Raw genomic sequence first — 15,732 nt, 5'->3', positions numbered from 1 at the left:
AATTATTCACCATCGGTAAAGAATACTTTCATTCAATTAAAGCATGGTTGCAATGTGCACTAAAGAATGCTTTAATCCACGTGTAAAAACTGACAATGGTTTTAGCGACATGGACCCACTTTCCACGTATTTCCCGCTCAAAAACAAAGTCGCCCTGGTCACCGGTGCGGCGCGCGGCATAGCTTTACACATTGCCTGCGCCTTGTCTGCGGCTGGTGCACATTTGGCGATCCTGGATGAGCGGGAGCAGGAAGGAGAAGTTATTGCGGGGCTGCTGGGCAGCAAACAGAGCGAGGTCCGGTTCTGGCAACTCGATGTCAGCGACAACGATGCCGTGGAACAGGTGATGACGGCAGTTGAAGCGCATTTCGGCCGCATCGACATCCTGGTCAACAGCACCGGCGTCGATGCCAATCAGCCGTATGCGTACGGGCTGTCGCAGAAACATTGGGAAAAGGCCATGCTGGCCAACGTCAACGGCAGCATCCTGTGCAGCAAGCACGTAGCGCCCGCCATGGAACGCGCCGGCGGCGGCTCCATCGTCAATGTCCTGGCGCCCTGCGCCATGAACGGCAAGCAGCATGCAGCCGCCGACCAGGCAGCGAAAGCGACGCTGCGCATGAACAACATGAATGCCATGCGCTACGCCACGCAAAACATCCGCGTCAACGCCATCCACCCAGGCGTAATCCGTCCCCCCGCCCTGGCCGCAGCCATGCGCAAACGCGACGACCTGACCCAGGCCCTGGCCGACCGCGCCGAACTGCAAATGCAAACCAGCCGCGGCTCCGCCACCGACGTCGCCGCCGCCATCCTCTACCTGACATCAGACGCCAGCCGCTTTGTCACAGGCAGCGAACTGGTGATTGATGCCGGGCCTTGCCATAGCTGACGGCAGGGCTGTTGTGGTTGCTTTTGACGTTGCCGTTGCTTTTGCCGTTGCCGTTGCCGTTGCCGTTGCCGTTGCTTTTGACGTGCCCCGCATGGAGACGTTGCCAAATCCGGCGCGTGTCAGCCGGGAATTGTGAGGGGCATGTTTGAGCCGAAGGCGAGTTTTGCCCCTCACCCGGCTGGCGCGCGCCGGATTTGGGGACCCGACCGAAGGGAGGGCAACGGCTTTGCGGTCGCCTTTTCTTTGCTTACTTTCTTTTGGCCGGGCCGCGCAGGCAAGCAAAAGAAAGTGAGCGGCTGCCGGGCCGCTCCCGGCTTGTATCAACGGAGCAGAAAACGTTTTAGCAACCCGCAGACCGTTCTTAGCATGCCACCGCACTCACTCCGTAGAACGTCAAATGGGGTCAGAGTAATTTTCGCAAAAACTGCGAAAAAAAACTCTGACCCCATTTGACTGCGGCGGTGGTGAATTTGACTGCGGCGGCGGTGAATTTGACTGCGGCGGCGGCGAATTTGGCTGCGGCAGTCGTGAATTTGGCTGCCGCGCAGTCAATTTAGCTACGGCTGCGCTGGTTTAGAAGTAGCTCAGGCCCAGGGCCGCTTTGACTTCGTCCGCCGTTCTGGCCGCCACTTCACGCGCCTTGGCCGTGCCCTCTTTCAGGATCTGCATGACATGCCCCTTGTCCTTGGCCAGCTCCTCCCGGCGCGCCCGGATCGGCGCCAGCAAATCCTGCAGGCAAGCCTCCAGCCGCGCCTTGACCAGACTATCGCCCAAGCCCCCCCGCACATAATGCGCCTTCATCTCCGCCAGGCCAGCCTTATCCAGGTCAAACGCATCCAGATACAAAAAGGCCACGTTGCCCTCCAGATGCCCAGGATCCTGCACCCGCAAATGCAAAGGATCCGTGTAGACCTGCTTGACCGCAGCCCGGATTTCATCAGCGCTGGCGCCAAGGTTGATCGTGTTGCCCAGCGACTTGCTCATTTTCGCCTTGCCGTCGATCCCCGGCAAACGCCCGATCTCAGGCACCAGCGCCTTCGCCTCCACCAGCACATCGCGCCCGGCAGTGCGATTGAAGCGCCGCACGATCTCATTGGTCTGCTCGATCATCGGAATCTGGTCCTCGCCGACCGGCACCAGCGCCGCCTTGAAAGCCGTGATGTCCGCCGCTTGGCTGGCCGGATACGTCAGGAAACCGGCCGGAATATCGCGCTCGAAACCGCGCAGCCGGATTTCCTCCTTGACCGTAGGATTGCGCTCCAGGCGCGCCACCGTCACCAGGTTAAGGTAGTAAAAAGTCAATTCCGCCAGCTCGGGAATCTGCGACTGGATCAGGATGGTCGACTTGGCCGGATCGATGCCGACCGCCAGGTAGTCCAGCGCCACCTCCACCACATTGCGGTGCACCTTGTTGGTGTCGTCCATATTGTCCGTCAGCGCCTGGGCGTCGGCCAGCATGATGAACTGCTTGTAGGTGTGCTGATATTCGATACGATTACGCAAGCTGCCGACGAAATGGCCGAGATGCAAAGGACCGGTAGGACGATCGCCGGTCAGGATGACCGCTGATTCGGTGGACTTGGGAGACTCGTTCGTTGGCAAACTCATTAACTTTCCTTTTTTAGCGATATCCTGAAAACCCTCTATTGTGCCATCAGCGACGCCGAAGAATAAGAAAAGCCGCCGGCGATCTCTCGCCAGCGGCTTTTTTGCTGCCAACCGATGCAATCGGCGGTGCAGCGCGGCGCTAAGCCAACCCTGCCCGCCAAAACCGCTATCAGCTGCTTTTCTCTTCCTGCTCGATCCCAGCCAGGATCCAGCCGCCCTGGCCGGCAGTCGGCTTGGACAGGTTCCAGATCTCGGCAAACGGCGCGGCAGAAGCATTGGCGTCTTCCTTGATCATGCCGGTGAAGCGCACGCTCGCCAGGTAGTCGCTATCGACAGTGTCGATGCCCAGCAATTGCGCATCCAGCGACACCACGTCGGTATGATTTTCCGAAGCGCCGCGCTCCTGCAATTGCATGCGCAGTTCGGCAAACATTTCAGGCGTGGTGAATTCGCGGATATCGTTGCTGTCAGCCTTGTCCCAGGCCGCTTGCAGGCGCAGGAAGTAAGTCTTCGCGTGACGCAGGAAACCGGCGGTATCGAAATCCGCAGGCACGCCCCAGGCAGCGGCGCCGGCAACACCAGCGCCGGCAGCAGCGACCGGCGCAGCGTCAAATGCAGCACGCTGCATAGGCTGCTCGATACGCGAAGCGATTTCCGGCGTGAAGCTGGACGGCGCCGCGCTGGCGAAGGCAGGCTGCATGCCGCCGTTAGCCGAATTGCCGCCGGCCATTTTGCGGCGCACCAGCTTGTAGATGAACATGGCGGCAAACGCGAACAAGGCGATCATGATCATGTTGCTGATCATGCCGGCCATGGCGCCGCCCAGGCCCATGCTGGACAGCAGCGCGCCCAGCCCCAGGCCCAGCAAAGCGCCGCCGAGCATGCCTTTCCACATGCTTGGCTTGGCTGCCGCAGCGGCGCCGGCCGCGGCAGGTGCTGCGGCAGCCGCCGCAGGCTTGGCCGCCTGGCTTGGCGCCGGCGCGGCCTGGCGGTTCATGCTTTGCGATTTCTTGCCGAAGGAAGCGCCGCCGCCCATGCGCTTGGCTTCCACGGTTGAGATACCGGCTGAGAACGTCATGGCAACGACGATCAGCGCGACGAATAATTTCTTCATACTTTCTCCTGAGATTTGACGCCATGCAGGACATGGCTATAGGTATTGCGGATTGCCGGGAATGCTGATTCGATCTCCTCGCATTCACGGCCGATCAGACAGGCCAAGGAATTGCAGAATGAAATCTGGCAATCCGGCAAGCTAAGCGGCAAACAATGGCTACGAGGAGGGCCGGATAAAGATCCGGCGGATGGCTAGGCGCCCGCCGCCGGAAAAAATATCCATGCGGCGTGAAGGCGCTTATGCCCTGGGAGGAGGTCCGGCCGGCGGCAGGAACGGCGGCTGCCGCGCTTTGTCGTTGCTCAGCGCGGGACTGGATGCGATTGCCGTGGCGGCAAATACGAAAGGGAAAGCAGGTACGGTGTCGTCGCCGAGATCGACATGCATCTCGATTTCGTCGGCAAGGCTGTCTTGATCATCCTGCGCGTCATGACTGTCGGCCAGGTTGCATTGAGCTGCCGCATCATCCAGCTGCATCGTGTATGCCAGCGCCGCCGTCGCATCCGCCTTGGATTCGGCGATGCCTGCAAAGACTTGCATGGGCAGCAGAAACACCAGCAGAAGGATCAATAAGCGTTGCATCAAGGCAGTAAACCACATCAAGACAAAATCAAGGAGCGCTGATTATACCAAACAGCGGCAATTTCACAGTCTGTCTTGCTGACAGGAATGAAACGCCATAGACTACAAATAGTAGTTTCCATCCATCCTGAAGGGGAATACCCAGATCATGCGCATTTTGCTTGCCGAAGACGACAGTGTACTGGCCGATGGATTGACGCGTTCGCTGCGGCAGTCGGGCTATGCCACGGATTGCGTCATGAACGGGATGGAAGCGGATTCGGCCTTGTCGACCCAGGATTTCGACCTGCTGATCCTCGACCTCGGCTTGCCGAAAATGAGCGGCCTGGAAGTGCTGCGCCGTCTGCGCGCCAGAAATTCGCACCTGCCGGTGCTGATCCTGACCGCCGCCGATTCTGTCGAACAGCGTGTCAAAGGACTGGATCTGGGCGCCGACGACTACATGGCCAAGCCGTTCGAGTTGTCGGAACTGGAGGCGCGCGTGCGCGCCCTGACCCGCCGCGGCGCCGGCGGCGGCCCCACCGTCATCAGGCACGGGCCGCTGAGCTACGACCAGGTCGGGCGGATCGCCTATATCAATGAACAGATGCTGGACCTGTCGGCGCGTGAACTGGGCTTGCTGGAGGTGTTACTGCAGCGCACCGGCCGCCTCGTCTCCAAGGAACAGCTGGTCGACCACCTGTGCGAATGGGGCGAAGAGGTCAGCAACAACGCCATCGAAGTCTATGTACACCGCTTGCGCAAGAAAATCGAAATCGGCGGCGTGCGCATCGCCACGGTGCGCGGCCTCGGCTATTGCCTGGAGAAAATCAGCGAGCCTCCTCCCAATCCATTGACCGCGCTTTCCCCGCTCGATTCTTCCAGCCGCCGTTGAAGCTGAGCCATGGCCTTGTCTCCGGATACGCTGCCGACCACACATCAGCCCGCTGCGCCGCTAGCACAACAGGCTGAAGAGCGCGTCCAGCGCTCGCTGTTCGGCGAAATCCTCGACTGGATGCTGGTGCCGCTGCTGCTGCTGTGGCCGATCAGCATTGCGATTACCTATGTGGTGGCGAAAACCATCGCCAACCAGCCTTTCGACCAGGCCCTGGACGACAGCGTCATGGTGCTGTCGCAGCAGGTGATCGAAATCAATGGCAAGGTGGCGACGCGGCTCAACGGACCGGCGCGCGATTTCCTGCGCGCCGACGATATCGACAATGTCTACTACCTGATCACCGACGCGCGCGGCAATATCGTCGAAGGCGACCGCGACCTGACCATCCCGCCGGCAATCGCCCAGGAAGACACCGCTCATCCGGGCACGGTGCAGCACCGCGACGCTATCCTGCACGGCAATGACGTGCGGATTGCCTACGTCTACGTCGACCTGCGCAGCGTCGCCGAAGTCAACGCCACCGCGCCGCCGCGCACGGCGCTGGTGCAGGTTGCGGAAACGCTGGAAAAGCGCGCGCGCCTGGCGAACGCCATCATCAAGGGTGTGATCCTGCCGCAGTTCCTGATCCTGCCGATCGTGCTGGCGCTGATCTGGTTTGCGCTCTCGCGCGGGCTGTCGCCCCTATCCGAGTTGCAGCAGCGCATCCGGGCCCGGCGGCCGGACGATCTCAGCCCTATCGATTCGGGCCAGGTGCCGGAAGAAATTTCGCCGCTGGTGCGTTCCCTCAACGACATGCTGGAGCGGCTCTCGCTTTCGATACAAACCCAGAAACGCTTTATCGCCGACGCTGCGCACCAGATGAAGACGCCGCTGGCCGGCATGCGCATGCAATCGGAACTGGCCCTGCGCCAGACCCGCCAGGAGGACGTCCATCGCTCGCTGCAGCAGCTGGCCAAGAGTTCCGAGTCTGCCACCCGGCTGGTGAACCAGCTGCTGTCGCTGGCCAGGGCGGAAAACCAATCGCAGGAAAATGCCCCGTTCGTGCAGCGCGACCTGTCCGAGTTTGCGCGCGGCGTGGTGCAAGACTGGGTGCAGGCCTCTTTCACGCAACGCATCGACCTCGGTTTTGAACAGGCCGAACAGCCGCTGCCGGTCATGTGCAATCCCCTCATGCTGGGCGAGCTGCTCGGCAACCTGATCGACAATGCGCTGCATTACACGCCGGTGGAGGGCCGCGTTACGGTGCGCGTGCGCGCCGACGGCGAGCCGGGGGAGGCGCAGTTCGCCATCCTGGAAGTAGAAGACACCGGGCCCGGCATTCCGCCGGCCGAGCGCGATCATATCTTCCAGCGCTTCTACCGCATCCTCGACAACAGCCGCAGCGGCAGCGGGCTGGGGCTGGCGATCGTACGCGAGATCGCCCTGCAGCACGACGCGCACATCACGATTTCCTACAATCCCCACAGCAGCGATCCGGAACTGCCGGGCAGCCTGTTCCGCGTCAGCCTGCATTTGCTGAAAACAGCCAAGACAGATTTCCATTGAGCGTCAATCCGAGACCAGAACTATCCATGCCGACTCCCCACCCTCCCAGCCATTGGCGCAGCACCAGGCGACTGACCCTGGCGCTGCTGCTGGTCTGGTTCGTACTGACCTTCGCTGTCATCTTCTTTGCCCGGGAACTGGCAAGCATCACCTGGTTCGGCTGGCCGCTGTCGTTCTACATGGCGGCGCAAGGCCTGGCCCTGGGCTACCTGCTGATCGTTACGCTATACACCTGGCAGATGCACAAGACCGATCGCCGCCATCAGGCTGACAAGCCAGGCGACAACGCGGACAGCAGCGCGCGATGAACGACAAATCCTTTTTCTGGCGGCTGGTGCGCTACTACGGCTGGTACACCGCCGGCTTCATCGCCTTGCTGGTGGTGCTGGCGATCCTGGAACAGGAAGGCCTGCCGCGCACCTGGATCGGCTATATGTTCATGTTTGCCACCGTGGTGCTGTATGCCGGCATCGGCATCATGAGCCGCACCTCCGACGTCTCCGAATATTATGTAGCGGGACGGCGCGTGCCGGGCCTGTTCAACGGCATGGCCACCGCAGCCGACTGGATTTCCGCCGCCACCTTCATCAGCCTGGCCGGCGGCCTCTACCTGCAAGGCTTCGACGGCCTCGCCTACATCATCGGCTGGACCGGCGGCTACTGCCTGGTGGCGTTGCTGATCGCACCCTACCTGCGCAAGTTCGGGCAGTACACCATTCCGGATTTCCTGGCGGCGCGCTACCGCGGCCGCACCAGCAGCAATCCGGTGCGCATCCTGGCCGTCATCGCCACCGTGCTGATTTCCTTCATTTATGTGGTGGCGCAAATTTACGGCGTCGGCCTGATCACTTCGCGCTTTACCGGCGTCGATTTCTCGGTCGGCATTTTCCTCGGACTGGCCAGCATCCTGGTCTGCTCTTTCCTTGGCGGCATGCGGGCGATCACCTGGACCCAGGTGGCGCAGTACATCATCATCCTGTTCGCCTACCTGATCCCGGTGGTCCTGCTGTCGACCCAGCACACCCACAGCCCGCTGGCGCAGGTGTCCTACGGTACGGTGCTGACCCAGATTACCGATATCGAAAAAAAGTTCGACGCCGACCCCAAGGAAATCCAGGTGCGCGAGATCTTCAAGGCCAAGGCCGACGACTACGATGCACGCCTGCACAATCTGCCGACCTCCTGGGAGCAAGGCCGCGTAGAGGCCCAGCAGTACCTGGAAAAACTCAAGCGCAGCAACGGCTCGCTGATCGAGATCCGCGCCGCCAGCCGCGCCCTCAGCAACTATCCGAAAACGCCCGAGGAAGCCGAACGCGCCTGGCAGCAGGAAAAAGCCGGCTACCTGGCGCGCGCCGAACCGCCGATTCCGCAAGCCACGCCGTTTGCCGCCGCCAGCCCGGAAGCCTCGGACATCAAGCGCAACAACTTCCTGGCCCTGGTGTTCTGCCTGATGCTGGGCACCGCCGCGCTGCCGCATATCCTGATGCGCTACTACACCACGCCATCGGTGCACGAGACGCGCAAATCGGTATTCTGGACCTTGTTTTTCATCCTGCTGATCTACCTGACGGTGCCGGCGCTGGCGGTGCTGGTGAAATACTATATCTACACGTCGCTGGTCGGTTCCGACTACGCGCACCTGCCGGAATGGATCTCGTACTGGGCCAATATCGACAAGGCCCATCCGCTGGTCAGCATCACCGACGTCAACCACGACGGCATTGTGCAGCTGTCGGAAATCGTGCTGGACGGCGACATCATCGTGCTGGCGACGCCGGAAATCGCCAAACTGCCCTACTACATCTCCGGCCTGGTCGCCGCCGGCGGCCTCGCGGCCGCACTCTCCACCGCGGACGGCTTGCTGCTGACGATTTCCAACGCCCTCTCGCACGACGTGTACTACAAGATGATCGACCCCAACGCCTCCACCGCCAAGCGCGTCACGGTGTCCAAGCTGCTGCTGCTGGTGGTGGCGCTGCTGGCGGCCTACACCGCATCGCTCAAGCCCGGCGACATCCTGTCGATGGTAGGCGCGGCGTTTTCGCTGGCGGCCTCCGCCCTGTTCCCGGTGCTGGCGCTAGGCGTATTCTGGAAGCGCGGCAACCAGGAAGGCGCATTGGCCGCCATCGTGGTCGGCTTCGTCACCTGCGTGTACTACATGCTGCACACTTATCCCTCGCTAGGCGGCTCCGCCAACGGCCAATGGTTCCACATCGCCCCCATGGCAGCCGGCGTGTTCGGCGTACCGGCAGGTTTGCTGGCCCTGATCGTAGTCAGCCTCCTGACACCCCCGCCAGACCCCCGCGCGATGAAGCTGGTAGATCAAATCCGCGCACCTTAGCGCCGCCGAAGTTGTGTTTGACGTTGGGGTTGTTTTTGACGTTGCGGTTGCCTTTGATGTTGTGGTTGCCTTTGATGTTGCCGTTGCTTTTGACGTACCCCGCATGGAGACGTTGCCAAATCCGGCGTGCGTCGGCCGGGAATTGTGAGGGGCATGTTTGAGCCGAAGGCGAGTTTTGCCCCTCACCCGGCTGGCGCGCGCCGGATTTGGGGACCCGACCGAAGGGAGGGCAACGGCTTTGCGGTCGCCTTTTCTTTGCTTACTTTCTTTTGGCGAAGCAAAAGAAAGTAAGTAGCTGCCGGGCTACCCCCGGCTAGTATCCACGGAGCAGCAACAGTTTTAGCAACCTGCAGGCCGTTCTCAGCATGCCAAGACATGCGCTCCGTAGAACGTCAAATGGGGTCAGAGTAATTTTCGCAAAAACCGCGAAAAAAAACTCTGACCCCATTTGACTGCCGTCGTGGCAGTTTTCAGGTCGCTCAAGGCTTGCTGCTCAACGGCTCCGACAGAATACCTACCAGGCTGTTCACACCACTGATGTAATTTCCCAATCGCATATTCTCATTGGCGCTATGCTGATTGTTGTCGGCATTGACCAGCGGCACAATCACAAAAGGAACTTTCAGTGCATCGACCAGAGCACCGGTCGGAACGGTCCCGCCCATCATTCTGATCTGCACCGGCTCCTTGCCGTAAGTCTTGGTCAAAGAACGGCGCAGCCAATGACCAATTGGCGCATTCAGATCGGTACGGACAGCACTGCTGGAAGCCGACGCCGACTCGAACTCAAGCGAGGCAAGCTTAGGATAGCGGGCACGATCCGCATCGCTCGGCTCGCCATTGACCAGGTGAAAACCCTGCTTCTCCACAAATCCCTTGAGCAACGCTATCAAGGCCGCCGGCTCAGTTTCAGGTACGGTACGCAAATCCAGTTCCGCGACAGCCACCGCCGGCACGACAGTGCGAGCCTTCTCGCCAACATCTCCGGATTGCATGCCACGCACATTGAGCGACGGATATTGCATCGCTTCCTGGTAGTTTTGCCCAACCTTGTCCGCCACCGCAATCCCCAGACGCTGGCGCAATGCCGCTTCGTCGTCCGGCACAGCGCGCATGACGCGCAAGGAATCGGCGTCCAGCTTGACGCCATCGTAATAGCCCGGAACCGTAACACGGCCCTCATCGTCTTTCATCGATGCCAGCAAGCGCGCCATCAATTGCGCCGGGTTGGCGGCATAGTTACCGTAATGCCCGCTGTGGCTGTCTTGCTTCGGGCCATAAACCTTCAAAGTGCCGACAACGATACCGCGATTACCGAATACCAATGTAGGCTGATTGCTGGGATGCATCGGACCATCCAATACAACCAGCATATCGGACTTCAACAAATCCTGATTCCGCTTGACGACGCCGCCCAATGACGGCGATCCCTTTTCTTCTTCCGCGTCGAGAATGACCTTGACGTTGATCGCCGGCGTCTTGCCGCCGGCTTTGAGTGCATCGATCGCGGCCAGCAACATCATGATCGGCGCTTTATCATCCGCGGAAGCCCTGGCGAACAAACGCCATTCAGGATCGACATCCTTGGCGAACAACTTATCCAGCGGCATGGCTTCCCACCGACCGGCTGCATTGCGCTGTTTCAACACCGGCACCCATGGACTTTTCTGTTGCCACTCAGAGGGATTGACCGGTTGTCCATCCATATGTCCATAAAACAGTACTGTGGGAAGGCCAGGATCGCTCTTTGGAAACTCGGCAAACAGCAGCGGCTTGCCGTTATTGGCCAATTGCCTGGCATGAAAGCCGCGCCGCTGAAAAGCCTGTTCAAACCAGGCGGCATTGCGCTGTATATCGGCGGCCACCGCAGAGTCGTTGGGAATTGCCAGCACCTCGGCCCATTCCTTGAAGCTTGCCTGCGCAGCATTCTGCACTTGCGGCGCGATCGGCGGTTCGGCCGCATAAAGAGACGGTGTCGAAAATATGGCCATGGCGCAAGCGGCCAACTGACAGTGCTGGAATAATGTTTTCATATAAAACTCTGTCTCCATTTGACTACTGCATCGAAATTTATCGCGTGTTCCACAAAACATGCTAATTTGTGCATCCTCAATACAAATCGGTGAAGTGCTGACAAATGCGATTGATCAGGAGCAATTAGAAAAATATTTGAATATCGAATTTCCCAAACAAGCACTTGTGTATGCAATCGCCTTTTGAATATTCAGATGAATCCAGTTTATAACATCATGATTTCATCATGGCATACAAAAATTCCTGATTAAGAATATTTGAACATACAAAAAATGAACCATATGAATGCGTTGGGAGTTGAATCCGAATTATTTTTCCATCGCCTAAATGGAAATGTCAAAAAATGGGGAAAATACACTCTTATTTATACAAAAAATTGTCCAGACTCTTACTCTGGAAATTCTTTGTTACTTGAGAATAAACCTGATATCAAAAATTTCTATTTGTTCGAAGCTGATTTCGCATCCTTGATCGGCAAGCCACCAGAAATCCAGCATCGTTCATTCATCTGGCCGATGAGCATCGCCGAGAATTCTGACGCATCAGAATTTACTCATCTTGGCTACGAATATAGCGAAAATTTAGTTTTACTCGCAAAAAAGAATGACTTGATTCGGCCAACCAAAAGCAAAATCCAAATTGAGATCAAGCCATATTCTTCAAATGAAGATTGGCAAAAATGGGAGGCGATGCTGCTGCAGGACAATGCATTTCCTGCCAATGCATATCGATGCTATTTGGAATGCCAACGGCACATGTATCAATCGCTCATTAGACATGACCAAGGAAATTGGTGGGGAGCCTATATAGATGGAGAACAAGTTGCCAACCTCGGACTTTTCTTTGATGGTGAAATTGGTCGCTTCCAATCTGTATTAACCGATCCTTCATTCAGAAACCAAGGTATTTGCAAAGCACTTGTTCATCATGTTGCTGTACAAGGATTTTCCAAAGTAAGCGCTCTTTTAATGGTGGCAGAAGGAAGTCATCATGCATTGCAGCTATATCAATCCCTTGGCTTTAAGGCAGTTGAGAAATACGCGAGCTTGCTGTGGTTACCTAAGGCGAGTATTGATTAAACACGAATTGTCTGCGCAGGCAAAAATTGTAGACGCGAGGATATGACGAGCAACTGCAACCCGCCAATTTCTATTTCACCCGAAAAATTACGCCTCCATCTGATCCCAGTTCTGGAAAATCTTCATACCGCAAAACCAAATCCCGGCGCTTCATGCGCCGGCATGACAGTGACCGCGACATCCATGGTTTGCTGGCCGCCGCCGATCAATACCCCGCGCAAGGGCGAGACATCGAGAAAGTCGCGGCCCCAGCCCAAGGTGATGTGGCTGGTGTCAGGAAAAATGCCATTGGTCGGATCGGCATCGATCCAGCTGCTAGCCTGCCCATCGACGCCAGGACAATACACCGACACCCAGGCATGCGATGCATCCGCCCCGATCAAGCGCGGCTGCCCCGGCGGCGGCTCGGTCAGCAGATAACCGCTGACATAACGCGCCGCCAGCCCCAGTGAACGCAGGCAAGACAACATGAAATGCGCAAAATCCTGGCAAACCCCGCGCCGGGTAGCAAACACCTCGGTCACTGGCGTAGAAACCGTAGTGGCCAAAGGATCGAACGTAAACTCCCGGAAAATCCGCGTCATCAGAACCTGGATGCCGTCCAGCAGAGACAAGCCCGGGGTAAACGATTCCATCGCGTAAGCCAGGAACTCGCGCTTGATCCGCACATGCGCCGATTCAAACAGATAACGCGTCGCCTCCAGGTCGTCAGGCAATAAAAACTGCCCGGCCTGGTAAGACAACTTGGTCCGCGCCAGCTCCCACGGCGGCGTCGGCGGCGACAACTGCCGCTGGGTCAAGGTCACCCAGGAATCGGCGATGGCGCGCAGATCGGTATGATCGCTTTCCAGTGAAAACGACTGCATCGGATTGCCGAAGCTATCCAGCAGCAAGCGCAGGTTTTGCGGCTCTGGAGCAATCGCTATGCCGTGCGAAGTGCAGGTCTGCCATGGCAGCGAACGCGGCGTCAGGCGCAGCATCTGGTGCGATAGCCGCACCGGCTGCGAGTAGGCATAATGCGTATCGTGGCGGATGTGGTAAACGTATTCGCTCATCAGGACACCCCCTGGCTGACCGGGGCATTCAGCGGCGTGAAAAAATGCCGCGCCAGCTCATCGGACAAGGCAAAGGCGCCGGTGATCGCATCGCGCATCAGTTGCGCCAGGCGCGCATGCGCATCCGCCACGAACAGCGAATCGTGGCTGAGATCCTGCAACTCGAATTCGCGCAGCAGCGCCGACAGATGCGCCGGCGTATCCATGCTCAGCGTGCCCAGCTGCCCGGCAATATCGCTCAGGTAACGCTCCAGCATCTGGAACTGGAACGCGATGCCGTGCGGATTGCTGGCGTCGAACACCAGCAGGTGCAGGACCGGCAGCCACTCCGGCGCGCGCCGGTAGCGCACCCGATAGGTGACGACGCTGTTGGCCGACTCCAGCAGCCACGGCAAGATCTTGTTCTGCGCTTCCGCCGGCAGTCGCAGGAACTGGCCGAACAAGGTCGCCAGGTGCGTCATGCGTTCTATGTGGCGTCCCAGCATCAGGAAATGCCAGCCTTCATCGCGCGTGGTGTCGTCCAGCGCATGGCCGGCCAGGCCGACGCAAGCCTGGATCACATTGTTGAGCATGTGCAGCGCCAAGGCCGGCGTCATGCCGCCGACACCGCCGCTATCTGCCGCCAGGCCCGGCATGCGGTTGATGGCATGCCAATTGTCGAGCGAAAGATGTTCGCGTACCTGGTAGCCGCAATGATGCAAATGGCGCAGATTGGCGGCGATGCTGGCGGCGGCAGCGGGATCGGCAATCGCCGCGATCAAGGCTTGCTGCATGGCGCTGATGGTTGGCCGTCCGCTCGCCGAGAGCGCCGGCAAGGCAATCCCGAGGCCGCGGCAAATCTCGCACAACTGATAAAAATTCTCGCGCGCATCGCCCTGCAGATCGGTGCTGCGCTGCAAGGTGGCGCGCAGCAGATGCGCCAGGTTGTCGCAACGCTCGGCATAGCGGCCCATCCAGAACAGGTTTTCGCCGGCATGCGAAGAAATATCGACCGTGCTGCGGATGGTGTCCAGCGAGATGTGCAGGGCACGCTGCCGGCCGTCCTGGTTTTCAGCCGGCGCGGCTGCCCCGTCGGCAGCTTCCGGCCGCATCTGCCCCAGCACCCAGACATCCTTGCTGGCGCCGCCCTGCTGCATCGAAACGATATCCTTGCGCTGGCGCGGCGCCACCCGCGTCAGGCCGCCCGGCATCACGTGATAGCTGCCGTCGGCAGCCGCCACCACGAACACGCGCAGGCTGACGGCGCGGCTCATCAGGCGATACTCGCCGCTGCGCGACAAGACCGGCGCCTGCGACAAGCGCACCCATTCCTGCGCCACATAGGCGTGCGGCTGAGCCAGCAGGCTGTCGACCACGCGCTGGCGCGACTGCGCGTTCAGGCTGTGGCCGTAGACCGGCTGCATGCGCATCGAGGGAAAGGCCGGCATGATCACCAGCTGCTCAAGATTGGCCAGCGTATATTCCAGCGCCGGCTTTTCGCCGCACCACCAGGACGCCACCGCCGGCAACGCCAGCGGCTGGCCCAGCAGGCGCTGGCAGATGGCCGGCAGGAAGCCGTGCAAGGCGCCAGATTCCAGCACGCCGCTGCCGAGCGAATTGGCGATCAGCACATTGCCCAGGCGCGCCGCCTGCACCAGGCCCGGAATGCCCAGCGCGGAATCGGCGCGCAGTTCGAGCGGATCGCAATAGTCGTCGTCCAGCCGGCGCAGGATCGCATGCACCCGGCGCAAGCCGCTCAGGGTTTTCAGGTAGACCATGTCGCCGCGCACCATCAGGTCCGCCCCTTCCACCAGCGGGAAGCCCAGCGTATGCGCCAGGAAGGCGTGCTCCGAATAGGTTTCGTTATACGGCCCCGGCGTCAGCAGCACCACCAGCGGCGGTTCGCCGCCGGCCGGCGCCAGCTCGCTCAGGCTGTTGTGCAGGGTATGGAAAAATTTCAGCAGCGACTGGACATGCATGTCGCGCACCGTGTCCGGCATCGCGCGCGACATGATCTGGCGGTTTTGCAGAGCATAGCCGGCGCCCGAGGGACCCTGGGTGCGGTCCGAAATGACCCACCAGTGGCCATCCGGCGAACGCGCCAGGTCGATCGCATACAGGTGCAGGTGGACGCCGCCGGGCGGCTCGATGCCGCGGCAGGGCCAGAGATAGCCATGCTGGCCGAACACCAGCGCCGGCGGCAGCAAGCCTTCCGACAGCAGCGACTGCGGCCCGTAGAGATCGGCCAGCACCGCGTTCAGCAGTTTCGCGCGCTGGGTGACGGCGGCGGACAGGGTCTGCCATTCTTCGGCGGAAATGATCTGCGGCAACAGATCCAGTTCCCAGGGCCGGTTGGCGCCTTGTGGATCGGCATACACATTGTAGGTCACGCCATCGGCGGCGATGGCTTCGCGCACCTCGCGCGCGCGGCGCCGCAGCACCTCCGGCGAAAGGTCTTCCAGCTGGTCGATCAGGGTCCGCCAATGCGGCCGCAGGCGGCCGCCTGCCTCAAGCATTTCGTCATAACGATCGGCCTCAGCAGGATAACTTTCGAGTAAACGCCGGTACATGGTTGATCGCTTGCGTCACTTGTAGTGGTTAAAGACAACCTGCTGCAGCGCAGGAA

General features: G+C 59.7%; 12 protein-coding genes. 6 read left to right on the top strand and 6 right to left on the bottom strand.

Features of this window, described 5'->3' with window-relative positions; genetic code table 11:
- The first annotated feature begins 109 nt into the window (after positions 1–109).
- Positions 110–892, top strand: coding sequence for an SDR family NAD(P)-dependent oxidoreductase (locus tag KHU30_RS23235; protein ID WP_211444976.1), 783 nt, complete (start codon positions 110–112; stop codon positions 890–892).
- 573 nt (positions 893–1,465) lie between these two features.
- Here the strand turns inward: KHU30_RS23235 and trpS are convergent.
- From trpS to KHU30_RS23220, 3 genes are all read right to left on the bottom strand, one after another.
- Entirely contained in the window at positions 1,466–2,500 is a 1,035-nt protein-coding gene (gene trpS, locus KHU30_RS23230; protein ID WP_211444975.1) for a tryptophan--tRNA ligase, read from the bottom strand.
- Positions 2,501–2,669: 169 nt separating this feature from the next.
- On the bottom strand, positions 2,670–3,614 hold the full coding sequence (locus KHU30_RS23225; protein ID WP_211444974.1) for a Tim44 domain-containing protein: 945 nt from the start codon (positions 3,612–3,614) through the stop codon (positions 2,670–2,672).
- A gap of 240 nt (positions 3,615–3,854) precedes the next feature.
- Complete coding sequence (locus KHU30_RS23220; RefSeq protein WP_407928131.1) at positions 3,855–4,217, bottom strand: hypothetical protein; 363 nt, start codon at positions 4,215–4,217, stop codon at positions 3,855–3,857.
- Between the two features lie 127 nt (positions 4,218–4,344).
- Here KHU30_RS23220 and KHU30_RS23215 point away from each other — a divergent pair, with 127 nt between their 5' ends.
- The 4 genes from KHU30_RS23215 to KHU30_RS23200 are packed head-to-tail and all read left to right on the top strand — an operon-like array spanning position 4,345 to position 8,959.
- Positions 4,345–5,070 carry a response regulator transcription factor gene (locus KHU30_RS23215; protein WP_211444973.1) on the top strand — a complete coding sequence of 242 codons (726 nt, stop codon included), beginning with the start codon at positions 4,345–4,347 and terminating at the stop codon, positions 5,068–5,070.
- Positions 5,071–5,079: 9 nt separating this feature from the next.
- Positions 5,080–6,618, top strand: coding sequence for a sensor histidine kinase (locus tag KHU30_RS23210; protein WP_211444972.1), 1,539 nt, complete (start codon positions 5,080–5,082; stop codon positions 6,616–6,618).
- 26 nt (positions 6,619–6,644) lie between these two features.
- On the top strand, positions 6,645–6,926 hold the full coding sequence (locus tag KHU30_RS23205) for a DUF4212 domain-containing protein (protein ID WP_211444971.1): 282 nt from the start codon (positions 6,645–6,647) through the stop codon (positions 6,924–6,926).
- Positions 6,923–8,959 carry a sodium:solute symporter family protein gene (locus tag KHU30_RS23200; RefSeq protein ID WP_211444970.1) on the top strand — a complete coding sequence of 679 codons (2,037 nt, stop codon included), beginning with the start codon at positions 6,923–6,925 and terminating at the stop codon, positions 8,957–8,959. The genes KHU30_RS23205 and KHU30_RS23200 overlap by 4 nt, the downstream gene beginning before the upstream one ends.
- A gap of 479 nt (positions 8,960–9,438) precedes the next feature.
- Here KHU30_RS23200 and KHU30_RS23195 read toward each other — a convergent pair whose 3' ends face one another.
- On the bottom strand, positions 9,439–10,950 hold the full coding sequence (locus tag KHU30_RS23195) for a M20/M25/M40 family metallo-hydrolase (protein ID WP_407928133.1): 1,512 nt from the start codon (positions 10,948–10,950) through the stop codon (positions 9,439–9,441).
- 315 nt (positions 10,951–11,265) lie between these two features.
- Between KHU30_RS23195 and KHU30_RS23190 the strand changes: the two genes are divergently transcribed.
- Positions 11,266–12,072, top strand: coding sequence for a GNAT family N-acetyltransferase (locus KHU30_RS23190; protein ID WP_211444968.1), 807 nt, complete (start codon positions 11,266–11,268; stop codon positions 12,070–12,072).
- A 122-nt stretch (positions 12,073–12,194) separates the two neighbouring features.
- Here the strand turns inward: KHU30_RS23190 and KHU30_RS23185 are convergent, their stop codons facing one another.
- Together KHU30_RS23185 and KHU30_RS23180 are read right to left on the bottom strand one after the other, a co-directional pair.
- Positions 12,195–13,127, bottom strand: coding sequence for a transglutaminase family protein (locus tag KHU30_RS23185; RefSeq protein ID WP_211444967.1), 933 nt, complete (start codon positions 13,125–13,127; stop codon positions 12,195–12,197).
- Entirely contained in the window at positions 13,127–15,676 is a 2,550-nt protein-coding gene (locus KHU30_RS23180) for a circularly permuted type 2 ATP-grasp protein (RefSeq protein ID WP_211444966.1), read from the bottom strand. Before KHU30_RS23180 ends, KHU30_RS23185 begins: the two co-directional genes overlap by 1 nt.
- Positions 15,677–15,732: the final 56 nt, after the last annotated feature.

Origin of the sequence: Collimonas humicola (genome assembly GCF_018304945.1) — a bacterium.
Lineage (GTDB): Bacteria > Pseudomonadota > Gammaproteobacteria > Burkholderiales > Burkholderiaceae_D > Collimonas > Collimonas humicola.
The sequence above is the reverse complement of the archived record's forward strand: the minus strand, read 5'-3'. Positions and strand labels throughout refer to the sequence as shown.

Excerpts from the sequence above, each read along its gene's own strand:
- KHU30_RS23235 (WP_211444976.1), top strand. The coding sequence starts at position 110 with ATGGACCCACTTTCCACGTATTTCCCGCTCAAAAACAAAGTCGCCCTG.
- trpS (WP_211444975.1), bottom strand. The coding sequence starts at position 2,500 with ATGAGTTTGCCAACGAACGAGTCTCCCAAGTCCACCGAATCAGCGGTC.
- KHU30_RS23225 (WP_211444974.1), bottom strand. The coding sequence starts at position 3,614 with ATGAAGAAATTATTCGTCGCGCTGATCGTCGTTGCCATGACGTTCTCA.
- KHU30_RS23215 (WP_211444973.1), top strand. The coding sequence starts at position 4,345 with ATGCGCATTTTGCTTGCCGAAGACGACAGTGTACTGGCCGATGGATTG.
- KHU30_RS23210 (WP_211444972.1), top strand. The coding sequence starts at position 5,080 with ATGGCCTTGTCTCCGGATACGCTGCCGACCACACATCAGCCCGCTGCG.
- KHU30_RS23205 (WP_211444971.1), top strand. The coding sequence starts at position 6,645 with ATGCCGACTCCCCACCCTCCCAGCCATTGGCGCAGCACCAGGCGACTG.
- KHU30_RS23200 (WP_211444970.1), top strand. The coding sequence starts at position 6,923 with ATGAACGACAAATCCTTTTTCTGGCGGCTGGTGCGCTACTACGGCTGG.
- KHU30_RS23195 (WP_407928133.1), bottom strand. The coding sequence starts at position 10,950 with ATGGCCATATTTTCGACACCGTCTCTTTATGCGGCCGAACCGCCGATC.
- KHU30_RS23190 (WP_211444968.1), top strand. The coding sequence starts at position 11,266 with ATGAACCATATGAATGCGTTGGGAGTTGAATCCGAATTATTTTTCCAT.
- KHU30_RS23185 (WP_211444967.1), bottom strand. The coding sequence starts at position 13,127 with ATGAGCGAATACGTTTACCACATCCGCCACGATACGCATTATGCCTAC.
- KHU30_RS23180 (WP_211444966.1), bottom strand. The coding sequence starts at position 15,676 with ATGTACCGGCGTTTACTCGAAAGTTATCCTGCTGAGGCCGATCGTTAT.